The sequence below is a fragment of the Pseudomonas sp. 22189 genome (genome assembly GCF_052045635.1).
Classification (GTDB): Bacteria; Pseudomonadota; Gammaproteobacteria; order Pseudomonadales; family Pseudomonadaceae; genus Aquipseudomonas; species Aquipseudomonas parakoreensis.
In genome coordinates this window covers 1-25,846 of the sequence record NZ_JBQEPG010000031.1, presented here as the reverse complement: position 1 = coordinate 25,846, position 25,846 = coordinate 1, and the positions used below count along the sequence as shown (strand labels likewise).

Sequence of the window (25,846 nt, the reverse complement as noted above, 5' to 3'; positions counted from 1 at the left end):
GGGCATTTGCGACAGAATCTGACATCGCCTGCATTTCCCCGGGGGAATTGCGCTCAGCGTTCGATGATTGCGGTGACACCCTGGCCGCCGGCAGCGCAGATCGAGATCAGTCCTCTGCCTTTGCCCGCCGCATCCAGCAATTTCGCCAGATTGGCGACAATCCGCCCGCCCGTCGCAGCAAACGGATGCCCCGCCGCCAGCGAGCTGCCTTTGACATTCAAGCGGCTGCGATCGATTGAACCGAGCGGCGCATCCAGTCCAAGACGGGTCTTGCAGTATTCGGGGTCTTCCCAGGCCTTGAGCGTGCACAGCACCTGCGCGGCGAACGCTTCGTGAATCTCGTAGTAGTCGAAGTCCTGCAAGGTCAGGCCATTGCGCGCCAGCAGACGCGGCACCGCATACACCGGTGCCATCAACAGCCCTTCGGCGCCGTTGACGAAATCCACGGCCGCCGCTTCGCCGTCACGCAGATAGGCAAGGATCGGCAAACCACGCTCTTTCGCCCATTCTTCACTGCCCAGCAGCACCACCGAGGCACCGTCGGTGAGCGGCGTGGAGTTGCCCGCCGTCAGCGTCCCCTTCGGGCTTTTTTCGAAGGCAGGTTTGAGCGTGGCGAGTTTTTCCAGGGTCAGGTCCGGGCGCAGGTTGTTGTCGCGGGTCAGGCCGAGAAACGGCGTCATCAGGTCGTTGTGCCAGCCTTCGCTGTAGGACGCGGCGAGTTTGTGATGGCTTTCGAGGGCCAGTTGATCCTGCTCTTCACGAGGAATGTTCCAGGTCTGCGCCATCAATTCGCAGTGCTGGCCCATCGACAGGCCGGTGCGTGGCTCGCCATTACGCGGAAATTCCGGGATCAGGTGCCTTGGGCGCAGTTGCAGAAAGGTTTTCAGCTTGTCGCCGGTGGTCTTGGCGCGGTTGGCCTGCAGAAGGATTTTGCGCAAGCCTTCGCTGATGCTGATCGGCGCGTCCGACGTGGTATCAACGCCGCCAGCGATGCCGCAATCGATCTGGCCGAGGGCGATTTTGTTCGCCACCAGCAGCGCCGCTTCCAGCCCGGTGCCGCAGGCTTGCTGAATGTCATAGGCCGGGGTGGCCGGTGACAGCCGCGAGCCGAGCACACATTCTCGGGTCAGATTCATATCCCGTGACAATTTAAGCACCGCACCGGCAACCACTTCGCCAATGCGCTGGCCGTGCAGGTTGTAGCGTTCGATCAGGCCTTCCAGGGCAGCAGTGAGCATCACCTGATTGCTGGCGGTGGCGTACGGCCCGTTGGAGCGGGCGAAAGGAATACGGTTACCACCGATGATGGCGACGCGGCGCAGCTGACTCATGAAAAGCTCCTTGTTGATCCGAATTCATGGAAATCCCTGTGGGAGCTGGCTTGCCAGCGATAGGGCCGGCACATCCAGCATTTCCAGTGGCTGACACGCGCCATCGCTGGCAAGCCAGCTCCCACAGGGACGGTGGTCTACTCTGCTGTTCAAGCGTAGGCCTTATTGCGTGGATCGAACGATTGATTGCCGTTGGTAGTCCACACTTTGAACCCCAACTTTTGGAGAGCGTTCCATGTCTGACCGCTATATCGACTTCGCCAACTCATCCATCGGCCATCGTCTGGTCGGGGCGTTGGGCCTGCCGTCGCCGGTGCGGCTGGAACGCTGGCAGGCCGGGCGCCTGCGGCCGGTAGACGGTGCGCTGTTGATCGGCGGCGGGCCGCTGGCCGAGCGGGTCATTGCATTCGCCAACCGCCTGACCGATGCGATCTACAGCTACGGCACCGAACCGTCGCTGGCCACCGCGTGGATTCCCGGGCACGGGCCGAAACTCAAGGCCGTGGTGTTCGACGCCAGCGACCTGCAGCACACCGACCAGCTCAAACAGCTGCGCGAATTCTTCCAGCCGCTGATGAAAAACCTCGACCACAGTGCGCACCTGGTGATTCTCGGCCGCGCTCCGGAAACCCTGCGCGATCCCTTTGCCTCCAGCGCACAACGGGCACTGGAAGGTTTCTCGCGCTCGCTGGCCAAGGAGCTGCGCAGCGGCGGTACGCTGCAACTGATTTATGTCGGTGAGGGCGCCGAAGAGCAACTGGAAGGCCCGCTGCGGTTTTTCCTCTCGCCGAAAAGTGCCTTCATCTCCGGGCAGGTGATTCGCCTGACCGCGTGCGCCACGCCAGTCACCGACTGGACCCGGCCATTGGCCGGACGCAAAGCGTTGGTCACCGGGGCAGCTCGCGGGATCGGCGCATCCATCGCCGAAACCCTGGCCCGCGATGGCGCCGAGGTGATTCTGCTCGACGTGCCGCCGGCCAGGACCGATCTGGAAGCCCTCGCCGCACGGCTAGGCGGCCGCGCTATCACCCTCGACATTTGCGCTGAAGACGCCGCTGCGCAATTGATCGAACAACTGCCGGACGGTCTCGACATTCTGGTGCACAACGCCGGGATCACCCGCGACAAGACCCTGGCCAACATGACCCCGGAATTCTGGGATGCGGTGCTGGCGGTCAACCTCCATGCGCCGCAGGTGCTGACCAAGGCCCTGCTCGACAGCGGCACCTTGCACGACAACGCGCGGGTCATTCTACTGGCCTCGATCAGCGGCATCGCCGGCAATCGCGGACAGACCAACTACGCCGCGAGCAAGGCCGGGCTGATCGGCCTGGCTCAGGCCTGGGCGCCGACGCTGCACGAACGCGGCATCAGCATCAACGCCGTGGCGCCGGGTTTCATCGAAACCCAGATGACCGCGCACATTCCGTTCGGCCTGCGTGAGGCCGGGCGACGCATGAGTTCGTTGGGCCAGGGCGGTTTGCCGCAAGACGTCGCCGAAGCCGTGGCTTGGCTGGCCCAACCGGGCACTGGCGCGTTCACTGGCCAGGCGCTGCGGGTCTGTGGACAAAGTGTTCTGGGGGCGTAGACATGAGCATTGAATGGCACACCCTCGACCGCGAACCGAGCCTGCCCGGCCTGTATGCGCGGGCCGCGACAAGGCGCAAGATCACCGGCACCCGACTGCCCGACAGCGGCTTGCGCTGCTGGATCGATGTCGACGGCCAGAAGCTGGCGGCCTATCGCAAGGTTTGCGGCTTTGCCGATGACGGCCTGCTGCCGCCGACTTATCCACACATCCTCGCGTTCGCCCTGCAAATGCAATTGCTCACGCAGAAGGATTTTCCGTTCCCGCTGCTGGGGTTGATTCATCTGAGCAACCGCATCCGTGTATGGCGGCCGATGGGCGGAATCAGTCGCGCACAAGTCAGCGTCCGCGTGCACAACCTGCAGCCACATCCCAAAGGGGCAACCTTCGATGTGTTGACCACCCTCGATGATCAACTCGGGCCGCTGTGGGAAGCCGAAAGCCAGATGCTTTGTCGTGGCGTGAAACTCGACGGCGAACCGGTCGAACAACAGTGGGAACCTGCGCAGGCCCTGACCCAGGTGGCGCAGTGGAAAGCGCCGGCCGATATCGGTCGGCAGTACGCCAAGGTCTCGGGCGACTACAACCCGATTCACCTGAGCGCCGCCAGTGCCAGGCTGTTCGGTTTTCCCACGGCGATTGCTCACGGCTTGTGGAACAAGGCACGAACCCTTGCGGCACTGGCCGATCACTTGCCAAAAGCCAACCTGGAAATCGTCGTGCACTTTCGCAAACCGGTGCGTTTGCCCAGCGAGGTTTCGTTGCTGGCGAGTGCGGCAGGGTCGAGTGGCGAATTACGCCTGATCGGTGCTGGCGATCTGGAGCATATGGTTGGTCAGTGGCAACCGGTTGCCTGATTCCACCCCGGGCAAGCCTGTAAATTGTGTATATATCACTTAAGTTTTTCCGCCCTTCACGCGGCCCCCTGGAAAACTCCCAGCCTTGATTTTCAAGGCTTTTTTTTGCGCGTTTATATCCTGGGTATTAGTCCTTAGGCACTGCGCGGCGCCTTATATATAAAGGCGTTAATACCAACTTGAGAATGGCGGCAAGCCGCGACGCGATCGAGATTGACACCACGGACGAGGCATCACCGGCGACAGACGGGTGAGCCATCGAAAACGACGAATGTTGTTACAGGTGCAAGGAATCTCAATCATGAAAACTCAAGTGTGGTGCAAATCGGCAACAGCTCTGGCATTGATCCTCTCCCTTGGCCTCGCGGGCTGCAGCAGCGGCGGTGGCGGCCATCACAGCAGTTCCGGCAGTTCGTCCCCAGACAGCGCGGCAGCAGGCGCGGGTGGCAGTGGTGGCACGAGCGGTACGGGAGGTACCGGTGGTTCGGATACCGGGACCGGTGGGACCGGTGGAACCGCAGGCACCGGCGGAACGGGAGGAACCGGTGGGACTGATACCGCCGGCACTGGTGGTACAGGCGGTACCGGTGGAACTGGCGGCACCGGCACCGGTGGCACCGGTGGCACTGGAGGAACCGGGGGTACCGGCGGCACTGGCGGCACCGGCGGAACAGGTGGAACTGACCCGACCGGCCCGACCAACCCGACGACTAACCCGCTGGTGACCACCACCCTGTTACAGGATGTCGGTAAAACGGTCAGCGGCGTTGGCGATGGCGTCGGTACGGTTGGTGACTCGCTGAGCACTGTTCCGGTGGTCGGTGGCGTCGTGCAAAGCGCAGCGAATACCGCCGGCAATGTAGTCAGCACCCTGGGTGATGGCGTGACCAACGGCATTGGCAAATTGGGCAAGGTCGACAATGGTCTGGGCGTTACCGCGTCATCGGTCGGCGGAGTGGTCGCCGATGTCGGCGACGGCGTCTCGGACCTGAGCGGCAAGCTGTCGACCGCTACCGGCAGTGTCCCGGTAGTCGGCGGCGTGGTCACCAAAGTTGCACCGGTACTCGACGGTGTCGGTGAGAAAGTCACCATGCTCGGCGACACCCTGAGCCTGGCTACTACCACCGGACCGCTAGGTTCGGTGACCAAAAATGTCGGTAACAGCCTTGTCCCGGTCATCGCGATGGTTGAAAGCACCACCGACAAAGTGGGCAGCGCGACCGGACTCGGTGCTCCGCTCAACGGTGTCATCGGCCAAGTGGGTGGTGCAGTGAAAGGGTTGGGCGGTCAAGTCACCGGGGCCGGTAACGGTAACGCACTGACCAGCACGGTCGGCGGCGCGCTGAGCAACGTCGGCACCACAGTCGCCAAGGCCGGCGGGCTGGTGGACAACGGCACCGGCTCTGGTGGTGGATTGGGCGGCGGCCTCGGCGGGACCGGCCTGCTGCAAACCGTAGGCGGTGCCGTGGTTAACGTCGGTTCTGGTTTGAACGCCGGCAACACCAACGGCGCGGTCAGCGCCGCGGGCGTCACCACCGCGTCCCTGGGCAACACCATCGCCTCGGTCAACACTGTTCTCGGCGGATCGGGCACGCCGATCACCGCCACCACCTCGCCGCTCGCGACAGTGGGAGCCACTGTGGGTGCAGGGCTGAATCCGGTCACGAGCGCCGTGACCAGCGTGACCCAACAAGTCGGAGCCACGACAGGTCTGGGCGCACCGGTCGCAGGCCTCACCGGCCAGGTCGGCGGCGCTGTCAGCAGCATCGGCACCACCATTGCAGCCACCAATAACCCGGTTACAACCGCCGTCGGCGGCGTGGTCAACAATGTTGGCGCCACTGTCGCCTCGGTCGGCGGCCTGCTTAACGGAGGTACCAGCGGCACTACCGGTGGAGTCGGCGGCGTCGTATCCACAGTTGGCGGCCTGCTCAATGGCGGCACTGCCACTACCGCCACTACCGCCACTACCGCCACTGGCGGCACCGCAACCGGTGGCCTGGGCGGTGTACTCGGTGGCCTGACCGGCACCCTTGGAGGCACCAAACGCTAAATTGCACCTGGCCGATTCGACGGCCTCACCTACAGCGCCTACGCTTGGTTGAGGGCGGAAGATTCCCACGAGTCTTCCGCTTTTTTCTTAGGAAAAATTCAGCCCAGCGCTGTGATCTGACCATGGAGTGTCCTATGCGCGTAATGGCATCCCTGCTGTTCCTCAGTCTCAGTTCCGCCGCCCTCGCCGACACCCTGCCCAGTTTTCTCAACAGCAACGAAACCACGCGTAACCTGCCCGTGCCCAACCTGCCGGCCGATGCCTATCGCCCCGCCGCCACGCCCCTGCAAGTACCCGACCCGGGCGCCGCGGCTGCGCAACCGTTGTTGATGGAGACCAGGATCAATCTGAAAACCGTGCAAATCGAGGGCGGCACGATCTACCCGCTCAACGAACTGGCCGAAGTCTACAAACCCCTGATCGGCCACCAGACCAGCCTCGCCGATCTGATCGAAGCCACACGCAACATCACTCGCCGCTATCAGCAGGACGGCTACTTGCTGTCCTATGCGTTCCTGCCGCAACAGCGTTTCGACGATGGCGTGGCGCGGGTCGTGCTAGTGGAGGGTTATGTGCGCGATGTGCAGGTACAAGGCGATGTCGGCCGGGTCAAAGGCCTGCTCGACGAACTGGCAGCCAAAATCCAGGCCGAACGTCCGCTGACCCGCAAGACCTTCGAACGCTACACCACCTTGATAACCCGCATCCCCGGCGTGACCATCCAGGCGCAAGTGCCGCCGCCCGGCACCACCGACGGCGCCACGACGCTGGTGGCCCAGGCCAGCCGCAAACCGATCACCAGCACCCTGAGCACCACCGAAGACAACCGCAATGGCACCCAGGCGTTGCTCGGGGTCAGCAGCAACTCGCAGACCGCCATGGGCGAGCAATTGACCCTCAGCGGGCTGTTTCCGCCGGGGGATGACCACGAGTATTACTACCGACTGGACTACAACCAGTTCCTCAACAGCGAAGGCACGCAACTGAGCCTGTTTGCCTCCCGCTACCGGGCCGATCCGGGCACCAATGTGCTCACCAGCGATGGCTTCGAACTCAAGCCGCACAAGGAAGACGACCGTTACTCAATCGGTGTCAGTCACCCGTTCATCGCTGCGGCCAACGAACTGCTCAATGCCGGCGCGCGGCTGTATGCGGTCGATAGCACCAACCGCTACAAGGTGGTTGGCTACCCGTTGAGCATCGAGGAACGCACTGACGTACGCGCCCTCGCGTTCGAAAGCGACTGGCGCAAGAGCGACGCCCGGCAACTGCGGATTGTCAGTGGCGGCTTGTATCAGGGGCTGGACAGCATGGGCGCACATTCCAACAACCCGGCACTGGACCTGAACTTCCTGCGCCTGCGCCTCTCCGGCGTGCAGAGCGACAAGTTCTTCGACAACTGGCAAGGCGTGTTGTCGGCCGCGTTGTACTGGAGCGATGACACCTTGCCCGACAGCGAACGCGCCGTGTTCGGCGGGCAGAATTTCGGCCGTGGTTACCCGGACGATCAGGCGTCGGGGGATAAAGGCTGGGGCGCGGCCTACGAGGTCAACTACAGCTTCAACCGCGACGGCAACTGGGTGCGCATCCTGCAGCCATATGTGGTGCTGGACCGTTCGAAAACCTGGTTCAACAAGCTCGCGGTACAGAGCAACGATCTGTCATCGGCGGCAGTGGGGCTGCGCTTTGGCGATGCCAAGTACTACAACATTGCATTGGAGGCCGCCAAGCCGATGTCCGATGAGGCGCTGGATACGTTCAATCGTCGGGCGCGCTACAGCATCAGTTTCAGCTATCAGTTGTAGACCACAGCCATTGCGTCAACGCCGCTTTAGCGGCGATGGCGCAATGGATTGAGCCTCGCCAGCAACCTAGTTCTTGGTCTCGATCTTGCCGCCCGCGTCCGGGTCGTAGAAGTCCGGGATCTCGTACTTGTACTTCTTCAGCCAGCGCTGCATCGCCTGTTCCCGCTCGGCCGCCGTAGCGGTTTGCGGTTTCGTCGAGGCCGCCTGGTTACGGCTTTGCAGCACCAGCCAGCCTTCGGTTTCCTGTTGCTGCGCCGAGGCCGGGCCGGCGTCGATGGCCTGGGCTGCTAGCGGCAGGCTCAGCAGTATCAGGCAGCTTAGGCGGTGCACGGTGTTCATGGTGATCTCCCGGAATGTCACTTGAGCGTCGACGGTTGTGGGTCAGCCACCACCGCCACTTGATTACCGGCCGCGGTCGGGGCCTTGGCCGGCACCTTGAGTTTTTCCGCACGGGCCTGGGCTTCGGAGAATTGCTCCGGCGTCAGGTGCGCGCGGCTGACGACTTCGGCGGCTTGCTGCCAGTTGTTCTGGTAGAGCAGCAAGGTCACCAGATTCAGCGGAGCCAGTTGATCGTTCTGCTTGAGTTCAATAGCGGTAAGGAATTCGAAGCGCGCGTCCTCAAGACGCAACTGGTTGAGGTAGACCACGCCGAGGTCGTTGCGGATCTTGTCATTGGTTGGCGCCAGACGCACCGCGCGCTGCAGGTGCGCCTGGGCCTGACCGTTATCGCCACGGGCGGCATAGATTTGCCCCAGGCCATGTTCGGCGTCCGCCGTCAGGCACGTGCCGAGCAGGCCGCGATACAGCGGCTCGGCCTCGTTGCGCCCGAGCAAGCGGTAAACCCTGGCCTTGCGCAAGCGCACCTCGACCAGGTTGTCGGGCAGGCTTTGCAGGTTGGCCAGGCTGGCGTGCAGCTTGCCGTCGTTGGCCAGATCATCCGCCAGGTTCAGGGCCAGTTCCTGTTCGGAGTCGAGCTTGCTGCAACTGCTCGGCGCCAGCATTGCCGACCACGGTGCCTGGCCGTCAGTGGCACAGCCACCGAGCATCAACAGACTTGCCACGACAATCAGTGCTTTCATCAAACGCTCTCCATGAGCCCACGTCAGTTTGCAAACGCCCGGGTAATCGCGGTGAACCCCGGGCCGGCCAGTACGATCAGCAAGGCAGGAAACAGAAACAGCATCATCACCACCGACATCTTCGCCGACATTTTCGAGATGTATTCCTGCAGTCGGGTCAGGCGCCGGTCGTCGAGCAATTGTTTGAGCGCCAGCAACGATTTCATCGCCCCGCCGCCCTGCTGAATCAGCTGTTGCAAGATCACGCAGGTGTCGGTGAATTCATCGACGGCGAGCATCACCGAGGCCTTGTTCAGTTCCTGCCCCAACTCCAGTCCCGAATCGACCCTGGCCAGAATCAGGCGCAGTTCGCGGGTCAGTTCCGGCAGCAGTTTCTGTCCTTCGCTGCTGAGCACGCGCAGGGCTTGTTCGACCGCCATGCCCGACTCGAACAGGATGCGCAGCAACGGGATGAACGTGGAGATTTCCACGGCGATGGCTTTCTGTCGACGCCCGGCGGCGTACGCCAGCACTCGCTTGGGCAGCAAATAGCCGGCACCGGTGGCCAGCATGGGCACCAGCCAGCCGTTGGCCGCGTGCGGAAAAAACACTTCCTGCAGAAACAGCGCCAGCCCCAGCGCCAACAGCGGTGTGCCGATCTGGCACGCGGCGTACAGCGAACGCTCACTGGCGCGGCGCCAGCCGAGCCGGCTGAGCAGGGTCTGGGTTTCACTGTCGATGCTCACCGAACGCTGGCCGAACTTGCTGTTGCCCAGCGCTCGCAGCCAGTTGCCGAAACGGTTCTCGCGCACCAGATGCCCCTGCAACCGCTGGTTGACCTGGCGCACCCGACGCCGCTCCGTCAGCAGGTGATTGACCACCAGCAACAGCGCGCCGAGCAGCAGCATCAGAGCGGCGAGATAGACCATGTCAAACACTCCGCAACATGCGCCACAGCGCCAGGCAGCCGGTCACTTGCAACACCACGGCGATGATCAACATGGTCCGCCCACCGCCGTCGTGCCACATGCCAAGCATGTAACCGGGATTGGTCAGCATGAAGTAGCCCACCAGGATCACCGGCAGCGAACCCAGCACCCAGGCCGTCATACGCGTTTCGCCGGTGAGCGCGCGCAGTTGCCGGGCACCCTGGTCACGCTCGCGGATCAACTTGATCAGGTTCTCCAGCAACTCGCTGGCATTGCCGCCATAGCGATGATTGACCTTCAGGCCGAGGGCGAACATGCGCAATTCGTCCTGTTCATAAAGCTCGGCAAAGTCACTGACCGCATCCGGCAGATTGACGCCCAGTTGCACGTTGCGCTGCACCCGGCCCATGGCTTCTTTCAGCGGATCGTCACTCGACTCGATGCCGCCCATGACCGCGTCACTCAGGGTGCGGCCGGACTTGAGACTGCGCACGGTGTAGTCGAGCAACTGCGGTAACTGCTCGATCATGCGTTTGATCCGCCGGTGGTACCGCCAGGACATGTACAGACGCAGAATCAGCGGCGGTGCCAACAGCATCGTCAGCAGACCGATCCAGCTCGCCAGCAGATACCCGAGGGCAATGGCCACGCCCCACAAGGTCAGCCACAGGCCGAATCGTTCGTTGGGACGGCCCAGCCCCGCTCGCAGGAACATGCGTTCGAACCCGACCCACGCCGGTTTCTGGGCAACGAGTTGTGGCTGCCCTGCCGCAAGGCGATTGAGCACCCGTTCGTTGCCGCTCTTGTGGATGCCGTGCACGAACAGCCAGATCGACAGCCCGAGCAGAATCAGACAAAGCAGGATGAGAATGGCCGGTCCGATCATGATGTGCGTCCAATGCTCTCAGCTCAGGTTCATCTCGTGGCGCAACTTGTCGCCCGCCGGATTGACCGCTTCGCGCAGGAAGCCGAAACCGGTACGCCGATCAAGGCGAAACAAGGTGTTGGTGACGTAGACGTCTTCGCGGATGCCGACCACTTCCACCACCTCGCTGACACAGCGGCGGCCGTCCGGCATGCGGGTCAGCTGGATGATCACGTCGAGGGCGGCGCAGATCATCTGACGCAGTGTGCGCTCGGCGATCGAGCGTCCGGTCAGCCCCACCAGCGTCTCCAGGCGCAGCAGCGCATCCTGCGCATTGTTGGCGTGCACGGTGCTCATCGAGCCGTCGTGGCCGGTGTTCATCGCGGTCAGTACATCGACCACTTCGACCCCACGAATCTCGCCGAGGATGATCCGGTCGGGACGCATGCGCAGGGCGTTGCGGATCAGGTCGCTGGCCTTGACTTCGCCGTGACCCTCGGCATTTGGCGGGCGGGTTTCCAGGCGCACGACGTGCGGGTGGCCAAGCTGCAATTCGGCGACGTCTTCGATGGTCACCAGCCGTTCGTGGGGGTTGATCAATTGGCTGAGGATGTTCAGCAGCGTGGTCTTGCCGGTGCCGGTACCGCCGCTGATGAGCACGTTGCAGCGCTTGCCCACCGCCTCTTGAAGAAACTCGAAAATCGCCAGATCGATGGTCTGCATCGCCATCAGGTCACTGCTTTTGAGCATGTCCTTGCGAAACTTGCGAATCGACAGGCACGGGCCATCGAGAGCGATCGGCGGGATGATCGCGTTGACCCGACTGCCATCCGGCAGGCGTGCATCGACCATCGGCGAGGACTCGTCGAGGCGTCGCCCGAGCGGCGCGAGAATCCGTTGCATGACCCGCTCGACGTGATGCGCATCGATAAAGCGCAGGTCACTTTGATGCAGCACGCCGTCGCGCTCGATGAACACCCGGTGCGGGCCGTTGACCAGAATCTCGGTCACCGACGGATCGCGCAGCAGCACCTCCAGCGGGCCGAAACCGGTGAGTTCGTCGACGATTTCTTCGGCCAGGCGCTCCATCTCGTAGCGGGAAATCGCCAGGTGCAGACGGGCGATGTATTCGGCGACCTTGTCGGTGACAAATTGCGCCAGCAACTGGCGCGAACCTTCCAGCAGGTTTTTCCCCGACTCTTCGATGGCGTCAATGATGTAGCGATGCAGGACCAGCTTCAGGCCTTCGTGATCGGTGTTGCCGGTCGCGCCGTGCTGTACCGCGCCGAACAGTTTTTCCGCGCTCATGAGGTGCCTCGCAAGCGGTCGAACCAGGTGACCTTCGGTTTGGCCAGGCCCTCGGAGCGCTTGGCCAGGCGTTCGCCGAGGGTGCGCAGGCTTTGTGTGAGTTTTTCCCGCGGGGCCAGTTCGAACAGGCTGACGCCCTGGTTCTTGGCGTTCAAACGCACTTCAGCGTTGGCTGCCAACACCGCGATCACTTCCAGGTTGAAGGTCTTGCCAAGGGTTTCGGCGTCCGGGGCGACGCTGCTCAAGTAACCGTCCACCAGCAAGCGTGCGTGGTCGAGTTTCATGCCTTTCTCGCGCCACTGGTTGAGCACGGCAAGGTTGCGACGGCAGTTGAGCACGTTCTGATCGGTGTACCAGATCAGCTTGTCGCAATGGCTGACAAACGTGCGCAAGGCTTCACTGTCGGACTGCCCGGTGAGGTTCACGACGATGTGCTGGAAGTGTTGACGCAAGGCGCTGAGCAACATGTACAGCTCGGCGGCACTGGTACTGTCCAGCGGCTCGTCGCTGCTGGCGTACGCCAGAATCCGCAGGCCGGCTTCCGTGCTGGTGAAGGCACTGTCGATCAACGTCGCATCGAGCCTGCGCAAGTGGCGCAGGGCATCGCCGAAGTGAAACGAACTCTCGAGCCCGAGCAGCGCCAGACTGTCGCCCCGGGGCAGGCCCAGATCCAGCAGCAAGGTTTGCTGACCGCTCTTTTGCACCACCAGCGCCATGTGATTGGCCAGCAGCGCACCGTCGGAATTGCTCTGGGTGCCGTACAACACGGTGAGGCCACCCAGTTGGGTGTTGGTGGTCACCGGTGGCAAACGTTTGTTCAGGCGCCGCACCAGCCCGGCGACCTCACTGGCCCGCGAACCGTACGCGACGAAATCCCGGGCGCCGGCACGCATCGCATTGAGCACCAGTTGGTTGTCCATGCCATCACCCAGAGCAACGATGGCGAGCATGGGTTTGGCTTCCAGCGCACCTTCGATCAACGCACTCTGCGCCACCACGTGGTCACGGTCGAGGCCGACGAACACCAGGCTGGCGAAGGTGACATCGACCAGCGCCAGCAACTCGTCCAGGCTCCCGGCCCCGGCGCTGACCACCTGGCCCAGCGGCGCGAGAGCGCCTTGCAGCCACTCCAGATCGGTGCTGTTACGGGTGATCGCAAGAAAGGTCTGGCTCAGGTTCTGGTTCATTGGGACAACCCACTGCGCTTGTCGAAGTTGCCGTTTTCGAGGAAGAACATGCGGTAGAAATTCGGGTCGTAGTTGCGCAATTTTTCGCCCGGCAGCGACGGCAGCTGCGCATCGGCCGCCAATGGCTGCACCAGGTGCGGGGTGACGATCATCAGCAGTTCGCGCTCCTCGCGCTTGATCTGCGAATCACGGAAAAACGCGCCGAGCACCGGGATATCACCCAGCCCCGGAAACTTGTTCACTTGCGAGGTGTTGCTGGTGCTGATCAAGCCACTGATGACGAAACTTTCGCCGTCGGCCAGCGATACGCTGGTATCGGTACGGCGTACGGTCAGGGCGGGCACCGGGGTGCCGGCGATATTGATGGCGTTGGCGTAATCCAGTTCGCTGACTTCCGGCGCGACCTTCAGCGCCACGCGATTGCGGTCGATCACGGTCGGCGTCAGGGTCAGGCGGATGCCAAACTCCTTGTACTCGATGGTCACCGTATCGCTGCCGGAACTGGGCACCGGAATCGGGATTTCGCCACCGGCCAGAAAGCTTGCGCTCTGCCCGCTCAGCGCGACCAGACTCGGCCGCGCGAGGGTGTAGGCAAAGCCGCTGCCTTCCAGCGCGTTGATGATCGCCATGGTCTTGCCGCCGATCCAGGAAAAATTGAACTGGCCGTTATTCACCGGCAACTTCGGTGTCGGCACACCACCGACATCGGGCAGCGTGCCGGGCGAGCCAAACAGAAAATTGCCGCGCACGCCGATCAAAGAGGCCGTGGCTTCCTTGAGTTTGGTGCGGCTGACTTCGACGAAGCGAATGTCGGTCTGCACTTGCGAAGGCAGCGTCGGGTCATCGGAAGGCAGTCTGCTGGTGCTGGTCAACGCCGCTGTGGCGCTGCCTTGCACGAACACCATGCTCTGACGCGGCTCACTGGAGCACGAGGTCCAGACCATCAGGCTGGTCGCGCCGGGGGCCACGCCAGTGAGCAAAAAAGAAGCGCTGCCGGTGTCATGCACATCGGCGATCTTCGGATCACCGATGGCCACCCGGGTGATTGCCACGGGCGACTGGATGTCCTGCTGGAACCCTTCGCCGATCTCGATCACCGCTGGCAGGCGACCGAGCGCCGAGCAATTGCCGGTGGCCGCGATGGCCGCGTTCATCGTCAGTCCCATCAGTATCAAGGCCGGGACTACCGGTTTTAATAACGGCCTGAATCGACTCTGCATGCACGTGGATCCTTGCTCAGTCATGGGGCTTGTTGGGAAAGCTGATTGCCGCGGATCACTTCCATCGGCTTGCGTTCATGACCACCTGAGGACGGCGCTTTCGGCGCCGCGCCCAAGGCCAGTTGCGTGAACTGGAAGAGTTGGCTGTTGGCGTTATCCAGGTGCGCCGGCGCCTGCTGTTCACCGGCCCAGTATTTCGCCAGCCGCTGCTCTTCGCTGCTGCGCACGGCCAGACGCAAGGTGCCGACCTGGGTGGCGAGCATCATCCGGCTGAGCAATTGTTCAGGTACGGCCAGAACCACGGTGCGCGCAGCGATCCGGCGTTGATCCTGTTTGAGTTTGTCGTCGGCGCTGAGGGCCGGATTGGCGGGCTGGCCGTCGTTGGTCAGGCCGTATTGTTCACCCACGCCAAGCACACGCATGGCCGGCACGACGATTTGCGCCGACTGCTGCAGATTGCTCGCATCCTGGCGCAGGTAGAGCAGCACATCGACATAGTCGCCGGGGAGCAGTTGCCCGGCAGCGCCGATCACTTCATCCACGGCCACCGTCAGAGCGCGCTCGTCGCTGTGGATCATCCGCGCCAGTGAGCCACCCGCCTCGAAGCTTTCATCGTTGAGCCAGGTGCCGGCGCTCAAATGCCGCCACGGGGTACGACCCACTGCCTGATCAACACTGGCAAGGCTGCCGGCCGGCGCATTGCGCAATTTTTCCACAGTCACATCGGCAGCGGTCAGCGGAGTGAACGGCGGAACATCGTGCAACAACACGACCACGGGCTGACGGGTCTGATCTTCGGCGGCGACGGTTTTTTCCACCACGACGGGCGCAGCGGCAGGCACCTGAGCAACCGGGGCCGGTTGCCGACTGAGCACCAGCCCCCAGTAACCGACGATGATTGCCCCCAGCAGCAGCACAGCTGCAAGGCCCATGGTGACGCGACTGTTCATGACGGCTCTCCCTTTCCTGCTGCACCGACAGCCTGTACTTCCTGCCGAGAGAATTTTTCGCGATCAGGCAGCTATGAACATGCAACGATTTCGCTATTTCCAAGCTAGCTGATACGAGCCAAAACGCCATTAGTGACAGGAAAATAACTCACTAAAGTATGAGTCGTGGCCAATTAACTGTAGGGATTGGCTCAATTAACAATCCGGTTAATCCTTTGTGATTAATCCGTTCTTACAGTTGTTGACCGGGGGTTTGTTGACAATGCTCTGATAGCACGGTGAAAGCATGCCGCTGTAGCGTTGGATCGGCGCCAGAGGCGCGAAGGAGTGGACGTATGTTTCGGATGATCATCGACTATCTACTGGCCAGGGCCAGGCTGCTGTGCAGAAGTGAAGAAGGTGCGTCGGCCATCGAATACGCGATCGTGGTGGCAATGGTGGCGGTGGTGGTCGTGGTGTTTGTGTCGCCCATCGGCGACAAGGTGCTGGCCATTTTCAACGTGGTGCTGACCAAGCTCGGTGGCACGGCACAGGTCAGAACGACGCCTTGATCAACATCCCTCCCGTCGTCCAGTGTCCAGGCCCATGCTGACCAGCAGCATCGCTCAGACACTGGCAAATCTTCGGATTTCACAAGTCCGATCACCCGCCGTTACGAAGGAGAATGTCAATGATCCTCGAATATCTGATATTGCGCCTGAGGTCGTTTCTGGCAAGTACAGAGGCTGCATCCGCCATCGAGTACGCCATCGTGGTGGCAATGGTAGCGGTCGTTGTGGTGGTGTTCATCACACCACTGGGCGCGAAAATCTTTGCGATTTTCAACAGCGTCCTGGTATCCCTCGGCGGCACCGCGCAGACCGCTCCGGTGCAAACCCCCTGATGTGAGTCGCGTCTGGCGAATGTCGCGCTACACTCGATTGCACTTTCAGCTTTTCAGGGACTGCCCATGACTGCTTCCTCACTCCCCCGCCAACAGTTGCTTCTGGTTGACGACGAAGAGGACGCGTTGCTTGAGCTGGCCGAGCTACTGGAGGGCGAGGGCTTTGTCTGCCACACCGCCACGTCGGTGAAACTCGCCCTGCATCACCTCACCCGTTTTCCGGATATCGCCCTGGTGATCACCGATCTGCGTATGCCGGAGGAGTCCGGCATGTCGCTGATCAAGCGCCTGCGCGAGCACACGTCGCGCCAGCATCTGCCGGTGATCGTGACCTCCGGACATGCCGATATGGAGGACGTCAGCGACATGCTGCGCCTGCAGGTTCTGGACCTGTTTCGCAAGCCGATCTACCACGTGCGGCTGCTGGAAACCCTGGACAATCTGTTCCCCAAACCCAAGACACAGGCCGGGTAATACAGGCGAAGGTTTTTTGGCAGAATTGACTGCCTGCCCGGGAAGGGGCAGGCAAACAGAATCAGTGTGCGGTTACACGCTGACGGGCGGCCGAAGCACTGGGTGAAAGGGCCAATGCCAACTGCGTGCGGTTGTGCATGTGGGTCAGGCGCAACACCTGGGAAACGTACAGTTTCACGGTGTTTTCAGTGATGCCCAACTCGCAGGCAATCTGATAGTTGGTCTGCCCTTTACCCACCAGCCGCGCCACATCCAGTTGCCGTGGCGACAACTGATTGAAGATCGCCGGAATCTCCTGCTCGGCTTCGGCGCTGTCGCCACCGAGCATGTCTTTGACCACCGCCGCCGGGTTACGCCGGACCTTGTCCAGGTCCTGGTAAAGATCGTCGATGGATTCGGAAAGAAACTGCAGCTTCTGGTTCAGGTGGCCCAACTGCACATTCTTGTGCCGCTCCTGCAGAGCCGCTTCCTGACGCTTCACGCCTTCAAGCAGTTCATCCAGCTCGATCGGCTTCTGATAGTAATCGGCGATCCCCGCGCGCAGGGCCTTGATCACGTCCTGTTTATCGGCGCGGCCGGTGAGCATGATCGCTTCGAACACCCGGTGTTTGCCGCAGATTCGTTGCAGTTCCTGCACCAGCTGAATGCCGTCCATGTTCGGCATGTGCAGATCGCTCAGCACCAGGCCGATTTCCACGTCTTCGCTGAAACGCTCGATCGCCTGCGCACTGGATTCACACGGCACACAGCGGTACCCGCTGCTTTCGAGAAACTCGCACAACTCTTCGACGATCAACGGCTGATCATCGACCACGAGCACTTTTACCGCCGACGTAAGCTTGTTCACGAACCACTCCATTGCTCGGGCCAAAGCTGACTTTTTCTGCACTTTGGCAATGTAACGACTTCATTTGAAAGTAGACGCACTTTCCGACTATGTACATAGAACTAGTGGCACCTGGCGACTAATGGATCCAATGAATCGAAGCCAGTACGCCCAGCAGCACGAACGGTGCAAATGGCAGCTTCTTTGACACTCCAGGCTCCATATATCGAAGATGTTCTCTAAGTCGTTGACTCATATGAAGCCAGACTCTTGGCGCAACAAGCAGCCAGAGCAGACTGGCGACGCCGGCGCCGATAAACGCACAAAGAATGAATAAACCGTTCGTCGCAAGGCCCATGGCTGTCATTAGTTTCACATCGCCGGCACCCATGCGCCCCATGAAATAACCCGGCAGGGTCAACACCAGAGCGATCACGCCCGCCCACAGTCCCTGCTGCGCTTCGGCACCGAGCCAGGTCGTGCCAGTCACCAGCAGATAGATCAGCGCCAGAGCTCCCGCGCCGAATGTCAGTGCATTGGCGATACGCCGGTGTCGGGCATCCTGGGCGGCGCAAACCGCCAGCCAGATCAGGAGAACGAAACTCTGCATCCGGTTAAATCCCGTCCGATTTTGCTGATTGATTCTATGCTGATACTACGCAGTGAACGTCAGGGTAGACGCAGTCATGAAAACCGGCTTCGCAAAATCACAGGCAGGCGCAGTGGCGATCGAATTCGCCCTGGTATTCGTGATTTTTTTCGCCGTGTTTTACGCGCTGGTCAGTTACAGCCTGCCGTTTGTATTGATGCAGACCTTCAACGAGGCGACATCCGAAGCGGTGCGCCGCAGCGTCGGAGTCGACCCCAACACGCCTGGTTATGCCTCCGTGGTGGTGAGCACTGCCAACACCGCGTTGACCCAGCAGTTGCAGTGGGTGCCACCCGCGCTGAACCTGGTGGTCGGCGTCGACACCTCAGCGGTGTATGACGCCACTCAAGGTACGCTGACGGTCAGAGTCGATTACCCCACCAGCAAGCTCAATCAGGTCATTCCGTTTCTGGTGCTGCCGGGCGTGGGTGCCGTGCCGAGCCTGCCCGCCACCCTCTCCGCCGCGTCGAGCCTGAAATTTTGACCTCCGGCGACCATCTGTTCGGACGCCTGCTCAAACGCGCGCCGGCGCCCGCCAGTGAACTGCCCGACCACCTCGGCTCACCGCCGCAGGGTTTGCACCTGCACCTGGATCACGACGGCGGCGTACTGCAGATGGCCGGGCCGTTGCGTCATCTGTTGGCGCAACAGCCGCCCCACGATTCGCCGCTACCGTTGGCGGCGTATTTACTCGCACACAGTACGCTGGCGATCGAAGGCCGGCCGCAGGACTGGCAAGGGCAAATGCTCGACCTGGATTTCCCCGGGCTCAGTGACCAGACCCTGCATTTGCGCGGCTGGGTGCAGCCTTCGGCGGCGGGCTGGGTATTGCAACTGATGGACATCGGCGACCTGCTGCTGGAGCGCCAGCAATCGCGCCACCGCGAATCCTGTCAGGCCCTTGCCGGGCAGATCAGCGACCACCTGCGCACCTGCAGCCTGATGCGCCTGCCGGTGGTGCTCAGCGAGCAGTTGCAGGCCATCGCCCAGCGCTGGCGAATCCCGTGCCTGGCCATCGCCCTGCTCGACGAACAGGCACAGGGCTGGCAGATTTTTCAACACTATCGCGCCCACGATGCCCCCACGCTGTGGCAGGACGGCCAGCGTCTGGGCACGCCGCTCGACAGCCTCAACGGCAGTGCACCGCAGCGTCTCGGCGCGCATCACGGTTTGTTCGAACACTCGCGCGTTGCAGCGATCTTCGGCAACGCCGATGGTTTCGCCGTGCCCTACAGCGATGATCGCGGGGTGGCGGCATGGCTGCTCTGTGGTTTCTACACCGTGGACGTTGTCGCGCCACACCTGAGCGACCGCGACTGGATGTCACTGACCGGCGCGCTCGCCGGCCCGCTGCTCAGCCGTCTGCGGGATCAGCAACATCATCACTACACCGAGCGCCTCGAGTCGCTGCAAACCCTGCTGGGTACCGGCTGGTGGGAAATGCTCGGGGACGACGTGTTGCTGGCGCCGTCGCTGCTCGCTGCGCTGCCGGCGGACAGCGCGCGAATCTCGCTGCAAGACTGGCTGGCGCTGATTCATCCGGCCGACCGCGAAGAACTGCGCAGCCGTCTGCACGCCCTGCAACTGCACGGCGAAGCCCTGAGCCTGAGCGTTCGTCTGCACCGCAGCGAATCAGGACAAACACCGCAGTGGTATCGCGTGCAAGGTCAGGTCGCCGGCAGTGGTGAACAGCGGCGACTGGTGGGGTTCATGCTCGACATCAGCGACATCCGGAACCAGCAGCAGCGAGCCGAAGCTGCGCACGCGCGACTGGACAACCTGATCGCCAGTTCGCCAGCGGTGATTTATGTGCAGCGTTACGTCGAGGGCGCGCTACGTCCCGATTTCTTCAGCGCCAGTTTGCAGCCGCTGCTGGGCTGGACGCCGGACGAGGGCATTGGCACTGACTGGGTGCAATTGATTCATCCTGAAGACCGCGATCTGTATTTCGCCCGTACCCGCCAACTGCTGCGCGAAGGCTCGGTGCGCGGGCGCTTTCGTTTACGCGACGCGCGCGGCGAATACCACTGGCTGCTCGATGAAGCCAAGCTGCTGCGCAATGACCTGGGCCTGCCGGTCGAAGCCGTCGGCCTGTGGCTGGACGTCACCGAAGCGACCCTCGCCGCCGAACAGGTCAAACAGAGCGAAGAGCGCTACCGGATTCTGGTGGAAGACTCGCCGGCGATGATTTGCCGTTATCGTCCGGACCTGACCCTGACCTTCGGCAACCGGCCGCTGGCGACTTATCTGGAATGCTCGCCGGAGCAATTGCCGGGGGTCGATCTGGGCAGCTGGATGTCCGACGAACAACGCGCCGCCTTCGTGCAACGCCTGGCGCTGCTGACTCCTGAGCTGCCGGTGAGCACCGCCGAAATCAGCCTGCAACTGCCCGGACGCGAGCATGCCTGGTGGGTGTGGTCCGATCGCGGGGTGTTCGATGAACACGGGCGCCTGCTCGAAGTGCAGGCCGTGGGCCGCGACAACACCGAGGTGCGCCGCTCGCAACAGCAACTCACACAAAGCGCGAAAATGGCCACCCTCGGCGAAATGGCCACCGGCCTGGCCCACGAAATCAACCAGCCGCTGAACGTGATGCGCATGGCCATCGTCAACGTGCTCAAGCGTCTGGGCAACGGCGATGTGCAGATCGACTACCTGACCGACAAACTCAATCGCATCGACGCCCAGGTGCAGCGCGCGGCGAAAGTGGTCGATCACATGCGCGTGTTCGGCCGCCGCTCGGAGGTCGAGCAGCAACTGTTCAACCCGGCCTCGGCCATCGAAGGGACGCTGTCGTTGCTCGCCGAAGGCATGCGCGGCAAAGGTGTCGACCTGCGGATCAGCGAAACCGGTTTTAGCGTGCAGGTGCGCGGTTATGTCGATCAACTGGAACAGGTGCTGATCAATCTGATGGTCAATGCCCGCGATGCGCTGCTCGGCAAACGCGAGAAGGACGCGTCATTCAAACCCTGGATTTCGATTTACGCCGAGCGCGATGAAAGCAAGGTGCGGCTGTGGGTTGAGGACAACGGTGGCGGCATCGACCCGCGTTTGCTGGAGCGCATATTCGAACCGTTCTTCACCACCAAACCGGTGGGCGTCGGCACCGGTCTGGGGCTGTCGGTGAGCTACGGCATCATTGAAAACATGGGCGGCCATTTGAGCGTGCGCAACTCGCTGGAGGGCGCACGTTTCTGCATCGAGTTGCCGATAGCGCCGGGCGTCTAGATCACCAGATAAGCCTTGCCGGTCTGGCCGCAGGTCATGTTGGCGCCGACGTCGACGTCCATCAGGTTGATGCCCAGGCTTTTCAGCAGGTTGTTGAGCAAGGGGTCGAGCAACGGGCTGACGAGGTTGGTAATCAGTGGCTGCAAAATCGCCGTGACATCACTGATCAGGCTGGCCACGCCAGTGACGATGGCGCCCAGTGGATTGCTGCCCTGTGGTTTGTAAACGATCAGATTGATCCCCGCCAACGTGTTCGCCAGGCTGTTGACGATATTGCTCGACGGCGCCGCCGAAATCACGCTTGGCGGCAGTTTGAGGTTGGCCGGCGTGGCGAACGGCGTGCTGCTGGAATACAGCAGATCCTGAGCGTTTTGCGCGACACTGGTGTTGACCATGATCGCGATCCCGCCCGCCCCGTACTGCACGTGGGTGCTCTCGTCGCAACTGCCGATGCCGAGAATCTTGTGGCAGGTCACGGTGCCGAGATCGACCAGTGGCAACGGTGTAACCGTCGGTTCGGCGAGCGAGGAAAAAGCATTGGTCGGGTCGATCTTGCCGACCTTGAGGTCAGCGATCGAGGTGATCGTGTGGGCGGTCAGGCTTTTCGTGCCCGTAGTGCCCTGGCCTGCCGGGCAGCTGTAATCGGTGACGTAGCTGACCGCCCCACCGGCATCCAGGGCGATGTCGATTTGCGGCGATGGCAACAGCAGCGGATCAAGCTGTTCGCAACCGGCACCCAGCAGACAACCGACCGAGTTGAGGGTCGCCACCAGATTCAGACTCAACAGCGCATTGAGAGTCGGGGTCAATGTTCCGACCAGCCCCAATACGGCATTGGTCAACCCGGTCACCCCGGTCAGCACCGGCAGATTCACCGAGAGCAGCGTGCGAATCTGCGCCGTGCGCACATAAATCCGGTCCGGCCCCAACGGATTGGCCTTGGCCCGCGCCGGATCACCAATGGCCGAGAACTGCGGCGGCTCGATGACCTTGACCCGCACCGTGACATTCGCTAGCCCCAGCACGCTGATCGGCAAGGTCGCAGCCACCGCGCTTTTGCTGTTGGCCAGTTGCACCACGCCCTGAATCAATTGCAGCAGTTGCAGGTTGGCATCCAGCCCGGCTGCCGTGGTACCGGTCTGTAACTGCAGGATGTCGCCGAGCTTGACCGGCGCCGCATTGATCGCCGCAACCTGCAACTGACCCAGCGCAGTGATCACCGTGGCGGTCGCGCCATTGAGCTGCACCACCGTCGCGGCCGCCTGAATCAGTTGGGTGACCGTGGCCTGGGTATTGAGCAGTTGCGTGTAGTTACCGGCCGCGACGTTGAGGTTGATTGCCAGTTGGTTGAGGTAGCTGAGCAGGTTGATGTCGGTATTGAGCAGGCCATCCCAGCCCAGAGCCGTGAGGTTGACGTTGCCGCCGAGCAGCCCGGAGAACAGCGGATTGAGGATGTTCGATTGTGCAGTGTTGATGCTCGCAAGGTTGCTGCGGATGTTCAGTTGCGCGACCGTCGGCGTCGGCTGGGCGGCGACAGCCGAAGCATTCAGCGTGGTGTTCAGACTGACCGCCGAGCCCGTGAACAGCGCTTGTACCCCACCGGCAAAACTGGTGGTCACCGTGCGACTGGCAGCGACTTTCACCGCCGTCGACTGCGTCGCATCGGCAGTGAACGCGCGCAGTCCGGTGGCGGCGGTCTGTACGCTGCCGCAAGTGGTCACCAGCGTGTTGTTGCCATCGACGGTGTAGCCATTACGCACCGCGCTTTGCCCGGCATAAGTAGCAGCGCTGAGACCGGACTGGCAATTGCCGCCGCGACTGACGGCTTCCAGCGCGGCACTGTCGACCACCCGCTGCAACTTGCGCTGCTCCATGTACAGCCGACCGGTGTCGACCACCAACAGCATCAACACCAGCGCCAGACTGAGGGTCGCAGCCGCCATCAAGCCGATCGCCCCGCGTTGCCGGGCCTTGCCATTGAACTGCGTACGAGGCGACATGGCGCACTCCTTTGCTGGCGCGTTGCCGAGCGCTACCTCCGATGGTGGGTTTGAGTGTAGACGGCGCTAGTGGCAACGCGCCATTTGGTGCCGCACAAAACCCTGCAGACCTCGCCTGCTCGCGAATGCGCGGTGTCATTCAACATGGATGTGGCTGACACGCCGTCTTCGCGAGCAAGCTCGCTCCCACAGGGGATTTGTGGCGGGGCAAAAAAACGGGAGCCTCCTGGGCTCCCGTTTTTTTTACAGCGCACTAGCGCGGTGGATAGTTGGCCAATATCCGGCTGACGGTTTCGCGCACCGCGTTGCTGCGATCCTGCGGATTGGGCGTGCTGCTGAGCATCTGTTCATCGCTGCCGCGCCACACCAGTTTGCCGTCCTTGCCATCGAGCAAATCGATCTGGATGGTCGCCACCTTGTAGGTGATGTTGCGGGTTTCGTTGTACATCGGCGCGCCCCAATACCCGTTCCACGGGCCACCCCAACCGCCGCCGTAGTTGGTGGTCACTTGCTGCTGACGGTCTTCGACAATCAGGTAGGTCTGCACACTCAGGTCACCCTTGGCCCCCGCTGCGGCGGGACGCAAACCGCGCTGGTCGAGCTGATCACTGACGGCCTGGCGGATGCGTTGCTCGGTCAGGTCGCTTTTGATCCGTGGGTCATCCGGGCGATATTGCAGCGCGGGTTCTTTCCAGCTCCAACTGCGATAGGCGGCGAAGTCGCGGCTGGCATCGAAGTCATGGTTGACCTGATTGGCGGCGCAGGCACTGAGCAGCGCGGCCATGGCCAATAAAGCGAGACGGCGGAACATGATTTTTCTCCGGTTGAAGGCCTGAACCTGCGAAGCGTTCTCATATGAAGTCTAGCTCGGCGGATAGGCCGACAGGGCTTTTTCCAGCGCCTCGCGAATGGCATCGGTGCGCACCAGTTGGCTGCCCTGGTTGGCCGTCTCGGCGCTGGCGCTCCACACCGGTTGCCCGGTGCCGGCGTCGAACAGATCGACCTGCACTACCACGACCTGCTCCTGATAGGTGCGAACAATCGGCACAGTGTTGTACATGCCGTAACCGTGTCCGTAGCGATCATAGCCACCGTATCCGCCGTAATAGCCGTAGTCGTCCTGCACCTGACGCAAGCGGGTTTCCAGACGCAGGTTGGCGCTGACCAGCAGGTCGGCCGGCCGGTTGTCGTGCAACGGCCGCAATCCGCGCTGATCCAGCGCATTGCTCACCGCTTCGGCCACTTGCGCCGAGTCGGCCCACGCCGTGCCCGGCGGCAACTGGCCGTTGAGCCAGGCCCAACTGCGATAGCGCCCGTAATCGCGTGGCGGTGCCGGATAAGCACTGCGATCGAAGGTGTTGGCCGCTTGCGGCGGTGCCGGCGGCAACGGCCGTGACTGCGCGACGTACGGGTTGCTGCCCTGGCAAGCGGCCAGCCCCAGGCAGATCAGCAATAAACCGGATTGAGCTTTCATGCGGTGCTCCGATCAGATCGGCCGGCAGATCCAGTGCAAGTAACGCCCAAGCCCGGCGAAGCTTGGGTGGCGACGGTGAGCGAGCTCCATCTCCAGCAAATCCACGAGTTCGGCGCGGGCCTGGAATTCCACGGGCATGTAGTCGTGAAAAACCCGGATCCCGCTCTGGGTTTCGACCTGCCACAACCCTTCGAGTTGCGTTGCCAGCTCCCGCGGATCAAGCGGCTGCTGCGGGGTCAGGCTCTGCTTTTCACCGGCCATGGTGTTTTTGCGCATTTTCTTGAAATGGCCTTTGAGCAGGTTGCGATAAATCAGCGCATCCCGGTTGTAGAACGCCAGCGACAGCCAGCCGCCGGGGCTGGTCAGCTGATGCAGCACCGGCAGGATCGCATGGGGTTCGGCCAGCCATTCGAGTACGGCGTGGCAGATCACCAGATCGTACGGTTCGGTGAGCTGACCGAGCAGCTCCTGCCACGGCGCCTGAATGAACGTCGCGCTCTGCCCTGCCTCGGCGAAGCGCTGGCGGGCACCTTCGAGCATCGGTTCGGCCGGCTCGGTGAAGGTTACGTCATGGCCGCGCTCGGCCAGCCACAGCGACATGTGGCCCAGACCGCCACCGACGTCCAGCACGCGCAACGGCCGGTCCGGCAACGCTTCGGCCAGGTCGGCCTGCAACACCGCCAGGCGAATCGCGCCTTTGGCACCACCGTAGATTTTTTCGGCGAAACGGGTCGCCAACTGATCGAAATGCCGGTCGCTCATCAGCTGAACCGCCGTTCGCTGTCGGCGAGCTTGCTGCGCACCACTTCATTCATATCCAGCCCCAACTCGCTGCACAGCAGCAACAGATACAGGACGATGTCGCCGACTTCCTGCCCGGCATGCGCCAGTTTGTCCGCCGGCAACTGGCGTGACTGGTCTTCGGTCAGCCACTGGAAAATCTCCACCAGCTCGGACATTTCCACGCAGGCGGCCATGGCGAGGTTTTTCGGGCTGTGAAATTGTCGCCAGTCATTACGGTCGCGGATGGCGTGCAGGCGTTCGGTCAGTTCAACAAGGTTCATCGGGTTCTCCTGAAGGCGTATAGCTTCGGGGGGATACGCGTTGAAGGCAAGGCCCACGTAGGAGCTGCCGCAGGCTGCGATCTTTTGATCTTGCCCC

Annotated in this window: 25 protein-coding genes; 9 read left to right on the top strand and 16 right to left on the bottom strand. The window is 62.2% G+C overall.

Annotation, left to right across the window (positions count from 1 at the left end; all coding sequences use genetic code 11):
* Nucleotides 1–53: 53 nt before the first annotated feature.
* Complete coding sequence (locus tag ACTJKS_RS24525) at nucleotides 54–1,331, bottom strand: acetyl-CoA C-acetyltransferase (RefSeq protein ID WP_108181592.1); 1,278 nt, start codon at nucleotides 1,329–1,331, stop codon at nucleotides 54–56.
* A gap of 235 nt (nucleotides 1,332–1,566) precedes the next feature.
* Here ACTJKS_RS24525 and ACTJKS_RS24520 point away from each other — a divergent pair, with 235 nt between their 5' ends.
* The 4 genes from ACTJKS_RS24520 to ACTJKS_RS24505 all read left to right on the top strand — a co-directional run bounded on the left by ACTJKS_RS24520 (nucleotide 1,567) and on the right by ACTJKS_RS24505 (nucleotide 7,634).
* A complete protein-coding gene (locus tag ACTJKS_RS24520; protein WP_108181591.1) occupies nucleotides 1,567–2,919 on the top strand; it encodes a 3-oxoacyl-ACP reductase in 1,353 nt (450 codons plus the stop codon).
* A gap of 2 nt (nucleotides 2,920–2,921) precedes the next feature.
* Nucleotides 2,922–3,776 (top strand): MaoC family dehydratase, encoded by an 855-nt coding sequence (locus tag ACTJKS_RS24515; protein ID WP_108181590.1) that lies wholly within the window; start codon nucleotides 2,922–2,924, stop codon nucleotides 3,774–3,776.
* A gap of 301 nt (nucleotides 3,777–4,077) precedes the next feature.
* On the top strand, nucleotides 4,078–5,829 hold the full coding sequence (locus ACTJKS_RS24510; protein ID WP_108181589.1) for a collagen-like triple helix repeat-containing protein: 1,752 nt from the start codon (nucleotides 4,078–4,080) through the stop codon (nucleotides 5,827–5,829).
* A gap of 134 nt (nucleotides 5,830–5,963) precedes the next feature.
* Nucleotides 5,964–7,634, top strand: coding sequence for a ShlB/FhaC/HecB family hemolysin secretion/activation protein (locus tag ACTJKS_RS24505; RefSeq protein WP_108181588.1), 1,671 nt, complete (start codon nucleotides 5,964–5,966; stop codon nucleotides 7,632–7,634).
* A 66-nt stretch (nucleotides 7,635–7,700) separates the two neighbouring features.
* On the opposite strand, the gene ACTJKS_RS24500 is transcribed toward ACTJKS_RS24505, so the two are convergent.
* Genes ACTJKS_RS24500 through cpaB form a run of 8 tightly spaced genes read right to left on the bottom strand, consistent with a single transcriptional unit; the run spans nucleotide 7,701 to nucleotide 15,151 of the window.
* Complete coding sequence (locus ACTJKS_RS24500) at nucleotides 7,701–7,973, bottom strand: DUF3613 domain-containing protein (protein ID WP_041068008.1); 273 nt, start codon at nucleotides 7,971–7,973, stop codon at nucleotides 7,701–7,703.
* Nucleotides 7,974–7,990: 17 nt separating this feature from the next.
* The gene (locus ACTJKS_RS24495) at nucleotides 7,991–8,713 is read right to left on the bottom strand and encodes a tetratricopeptide repeat protein (RefSeq protein WP_041068011.1); all 723 of its coding nucleotides are present in this window, start codon (nucleotides 8,711–8,713) and stop codon (nucleotides 7,991–7,993) included.
* A 23-nt stretch (nucleotides 8,714–8,736) separates the two neighbouring features.
* The gene (locus tag ACTJKS_RS24490) at nucleotides 8,737–9,621 is read right to left on the bottom strand and encodes a type II secretion system F family protein (protein ID WP_041068014.1); all 885 of its coding nucleotides are present in this window, start codon (nucleotides 9,619–9,621) and stop codon (nucleotides 8,737–8,739) included.
* A gap of 1 nt (nucleotide 9,622) precedes the next feature.
* Nucleotides 9,623–10,507, bottom strand: coding sequence for a type II secretion system F family protein (locus tag ACTJKS_RS24485; RefSeq protein WP_108181587.1), 885 nt, complete (start codon nucleotides 10,505–10,507; stop codon nucleotides 9,623–9,625).
* Between the two features lie 18 nt (nucleotides 10,508–10,525).
* On the bottom strand, nucleotides 10,526–11,794 hold the full coding sequence (locus tag ACTJKS_RS24480) for a CpaF family protein (protein ID WP_041068020.1): 1,269 nt from the start codon (nucleotides 11,792–11,794) through the stop codon (nucleotides 10,526–10,528).
* Nucleotides 11,791–12,981, bottom strand: coding sequence for a pilus assembly protein (locus tag ACTJKS_RS24475; RefSeq protein ID WP_041068023.1), 1,191 nt, complete (start codon nucleotides 12,979–12,981; stop codon nucleotides 11,791–11,793). The genes ACTJKS_RS24480 and ACTJKS_RS24475 overlap by 4 nt, the downstream gene beginning before the upstream one ends.
* Nucleotides 12,978–14,201: a type II and III secretion system protein family protein gene (locus tag ACTJKS_RS24470; protein ID WP_086794445.1), complete on the bottom strand. Its 1,224-nt coding sequence runs from the start codon at nucleotides 14,199–14,201 to the stop codon at nucleotides 12,978–12,980. The genes ACTJKS_RS24475 and ACTJKS_RS24470 overlap by 4 nt, the downstream gene beginning before the upstream one ends.
* Nucleotides 14,202–14,221: 20 nt before the next feature.
* A complete protein-coding gene (gene cpaB / locus ACTJKS_RS24465; RefSeq protein ID WP_108181586.1) occupies nucleotides 14,222–15,151 on the bottom strand; it encodes a Flp pilus assembly protein CpaB in 930 nt (309 codons plus the stop codon).
* A 335-nt stretch (nucleotides 15,152–15,486) separates the two neighbouring features.
* On the opposite strand from cpaB, the gene ACTJKS_RS24460 reads away from it, so the two are divergent.
* The 3 genes from ACTJKS_RS24460 to ACTJKS_RS24450 all read left to right on the top strand — a co-directional run bounded on the left by ACTJKS_RS24460 (nucleotide 15,487) and on the right by ACTJKS_RS24450 (nucleotide 16,508).
* Entirely contained in the window at nucleotides 15,487–15,702 is a 216-nt protein-coding gene (locus tag ACTJKS_RS24460) for a Flp family type IVb pilin (RefSeq protein ID WP_371260371.1), read from the top strand.
* A gap of 119 nt (nucleotides 15,703–15,821) precedes the next feature.
* Nucleotides 15,822–16,034 carry a Flp family type IVb pilin gene (locus ACTJKS_RS24455; protein ID WP_041068032.1) on the top strand — a complete coding sequence of 71 codons (213 nt, stop codon included), beginning with the start codon at nucleotides 15,822–15,824 and terminating at the stop codon, nucleotides 16,032–16,034.
* A 66-nt stretch (nucleotides 16,035–16,100) separates the two neighbouring features.
* Entirely contained in the window at nucleotides 16,101–16,508 is a 408-nt protein-coding gene (locus tag ACTJKS_RS24450; RefSeq protein ID WP_095138201.1) for a response regulator, read from the top strand.
* 61 nt (nucleotides 16,509–16,569) lie between these two features.
* Here the strand turns inward: ACTJKS_RS24450 and ACTJKS_RS24445 are convergent, their stop codons facing one another.
* The gene (locus tag ACTJKS_RS24445) at nucleotides 16,570–17,355 is read right to left on the bottom strand and encodes a response regulator transcription factor (protein WP_108181584.1); all 786 of its coding nucleotides are present in this window, start codon (nucleotides 17,353–17,355) and stop codon (nucleotides 16,570–16,572) included.
* A gap of 118 nt (nucleotides 17,356–17,473) precedes the next feature.
* Entirely contained in the window at nucleotides 17,474–17,944 is a 471-nt protein-coding gene (locus ACTJKS_RS24440; protein ID WP_108181583.1) for an A24 family peptidase, read from the bottom strand.
* Between the two features lie 76 nt (nucleotides 17,945–18,020).
* On the opposite strand from ACTJKS_RS24440, the gene ACTJKS_RS24435 reads away from it, so the two are divergent.
* Together ACTJKS_RS24435 and ACTJKS_RS24430 are read left to right on the top strand one after the other, a co-directional pair.
* Nucleotides 18,021–18,467 carry a TadE/TadG family type IV pilus assembly protein gene (locus tag ACTJKS_RS24435; protein WP_041068044.1) on the top strand — a complete coding sequence of 149 codons (447 nt, stop codon included), beginning with the start codon at nucleotides 18,021–18,023 and terminating at the stop codon, nucleotides 18,465–18,467.
* Nucleotides 18,464–21,211: a PAS domain-containing sensor histidine kinase gene (locus ACTJKS_RS24430; RefSeq protein WP_108181582.1), complete on the top strand. Its 2,748-nt coding sequence runs from the start codon at nucleotides 18,464–18,466 to the stop codon at nucleotides 21,209–21,211. Before ACTJKS_RS24435 ends, ACTJKS_RS24430 begins: the two co-directional genes overlap by 4 nt.
* On the opposite strand, the gene ACTJKS_RS24425 is transcribed toward ACTJKS_RS24430, so the two are convergent.
* From ACTJKS_RS24425 to ACTJKS_RS24405, 5 genes are all read right to left on the bottom strand, one after another.
* On the bottom strand, nucleotides 21,208–23,211 hold the full coding sequence (locus ACTJKS_RS24425; RefSeq protein ID WP_108181581.1) for a pilus assembly protein TadG-related protein: 2,004 nt from the start codon (nucleotides 23,209–23,211) through the stop codon (nucleotides 21,208–21,210). The genes ACTJKS_RS24430 and ACTJKS_RS24425 overlap by 4 nt on opposite strands.
* Before the next feature lie 253 nt (nucleotides 23,212–23,464).
* Nucleotides 23,465–24,022 (bottom strand): DUF4136 domain-containing protein, encoded by a 558-nt coding sequence (locus tag ACTJKS_RS24420; RefSeq protein WP_007963018.1) that lies wholly within the window; start codon nucleotides 24,020–24,022, stop codon nucleotides 23,465–23,467.
* A 51-nt stretch (nucleotides 24,023–24,073) separates the two neighbouring features.
* Complete coding sequence (locus ACTJKS_RS24415; protein ID WP_108181580.1) at nucleotides 24,074–24,685, bottom strand: DUF4136 domain-containing protein; 612 nt, start codon at nucleotides 24,683–24,685, stop codon at nucleotides 24,074–24,076.
* A gap of 12 nt (nucleotides 24,686–24,697) precedes the next feature.
* Nucleotides 24,698–25,447 carry a methyltransferase gene (locus ACTJKS_RS24410; RefSeq protein ID WP_108181579.1) on the bottom strand — a complete coding sequence of 250 codons (750 nt, stop codon included), beginning with the start codon at nucleotides 25,445–25,447 and terminating at the stop codon, nucleotides 24,698–24,700.
* The gene (locus ACTJKS_RS24405) at nucleotides 25,447–25,749 is read right to left on the bottom strand and encodes a MazG-like family protein (RefSeq protein WP_108181578.1); all 303 of its coding nucleotides are present in this window, start codon (nucleotides 25,747–25,749) and stop codon (nucleotides 25,447–25,449) included. The genes ACTJKS_RS24410 and ACTJKS_RS24405 overlap by 1 nt, the downstream gene beginning before the upstream one ends.
* Between the last annotated feature and the right edge of the window lie 97 nt (nucleotides 25,750–25,846).

Bases quoted from the DNA above. Each gene is read 5' to 3' on its own strand.
- ACTJKS_RS24410 (WP_108181579.1), bottom strand. From the start codon at position 25,447: ATGAGCGACCGGCATTTCGATCAGTTGGCGACCCGTTTCGCCGAAAAA.
- ACTJKS_RS24490 (WP_041068014.1), bottom strand. From the start codon at position 9,621: ATGGTCTATCTCGCCGCTCTGATGCTGCTGCTCGGCGCGCTGTTGCTG.
- ACTJKS_RS24460 (WP_371260371.1), top strand. From the start codon at position 15,487: ATGTTTCGGATGATCATCGACTATCTACTGGCCAGGGCCAGGCTGCTG.
- ACTJKS_RS24515 (WP_108181590.1), top strand. From the start codon at position 2,922: ATGAGCATTGAATGGCACACCCTCGACCGCGAACCGAGCCTGCCCGGC.
- ACTJKS_RS24470 (WP_086794445.1), bottom strand. From the start codon at position 14,201: ATGCAGAGTCGATTCAGGCCGTTATTAAAACCGGTAGTCCCGGCCTTG.
- cpaB (WP_108181586.1), bottom strand. From the start codon at position 15,151: ATGAACAGTCGCGTCACCATGGGCCTTGCAGCTGTGCTGCTGCTGGGG.
- ACTJKS_RS24425 (WP_108181581.1), bottom strand. From the start codon at position 23,211: ATGTCGCCTCGTACGCAGTTCAATGGCAAGGCCCGGCAACGCGGGGCG.
- ACTJKS_RS24485 (WP_108181587.1), bottom strand. From the start codon at position 10,507: ATGATCGGACCGGCCATTCTCATCCTGCTTTGTCTGATTCTGCTCGGG.
- ACTJKS_RS24480 (WP_041068020.1), bottom strand. From the start codon at position 11,794: ATGAGCGCGGAAAAACTGTTCGGCGCGGTACAGCACGGCGCGACCGGC.
- ACTJKS_RS24455 (WP_041068032.1), top strand. From the start codon at position 15,822: ATGATCCTCGAATATCTGATATTGCGCCTGAGGTCGTTTCTGGCAAGT.
- ACTJKS_RS24440 (WP_108181583.1), bottom strand. From the start codon at position 17,944: ATGCAGAGTTTCGTTCTCCTGATCTGGCTGGCGGTTTGCGCCGCCCAG.
- ACTJKS_RS24520 (WP_108181591.1), top strand. From the start codon at position 1,567: ATGTCTGACCGCTATATCGACTTCGCCAACTCATCCATCGGCCATCGT.
- ACTJKS_RS24435 (WP_041068044.1), top strand. From the start codon at position 18,021: ATGAAAACCGGCTTCGCAAAATCACAGGCAGGCGCAGTGGCGATCGAA.
- ACTJKS_RS24525 (WP_108181592.1), bottom strand. From the start codon at position 1,331: ATGAGTCAGCTGCGCCGCGTCGCCATCATCGGTGGTAACCGTATTCCT.
- ACTJKS_RS24510 (WP_108181589.1), top strand. From the start codon at position 4,078: ATGAAAACTCAAGTGTGGTGCAAATCGGCAACAGCTCTGGCATTGATC.
- ACTJKS_RS24505 (WP_108181588.1), top strand. From the start codon at position 5,964: ATGCGCGTAATGGCATCCCTGCTGTTCCTCAGTCTCAGTTCCGCCGCC.
- ACTJKS_RS24415 (WP_108181580.1), bottom strand. From the start codon at position 24,685: ATGAAAGCTCAATCCGGTTTATTGCTGATCTGCCTGGGGCTGGCCGCT.
- ACTJKS_RS24420 (WP_007963018.1), bottom strand. From the start codon at position 24,022: ATGTTCCGCCGTCTCGCTTTATTGGCCATGGCCGCGCTGCTCAGTGCC.
- ACTJKS_RS24495 (WP_041068011.1), bottom strand. From the start codon at position 8,713: ATGAAAGCACTGATTGTCGTGGCAAGTCTGTTGATGCTCGGTGGCTGT.
- ACTJKS_RS24405 (WP_108181578.1), bottom strand. From the start codon at position 25,749: ATGAACCTTGTTGAACTGACCGAACGCCTGCACGCCATCCGCGACCGT.
- ACTJKS_RS24450 (WP_095138201.1), top strand. From the start codon at position 16,101: ATGACTGCTTCCTCACTCCCCCGCCAACAGTTGCTTCTGGTTGACGAC.
- ACTJKS_RS24500 (WP_041068008.1), bottom strand. From the start codon at position 7,973: ATGAACACCGTGCACCGCCTAAGCTGCCTGATACTGCTGAGCCTGCCG.
- ACTJKS_RS24475 (WP_041068023.1), bottom strand. From the start codon at position 12,981: ATGAACCAGAACCTGAGCCAGACCTTTCTTGCGATCACCCGTAACAGC.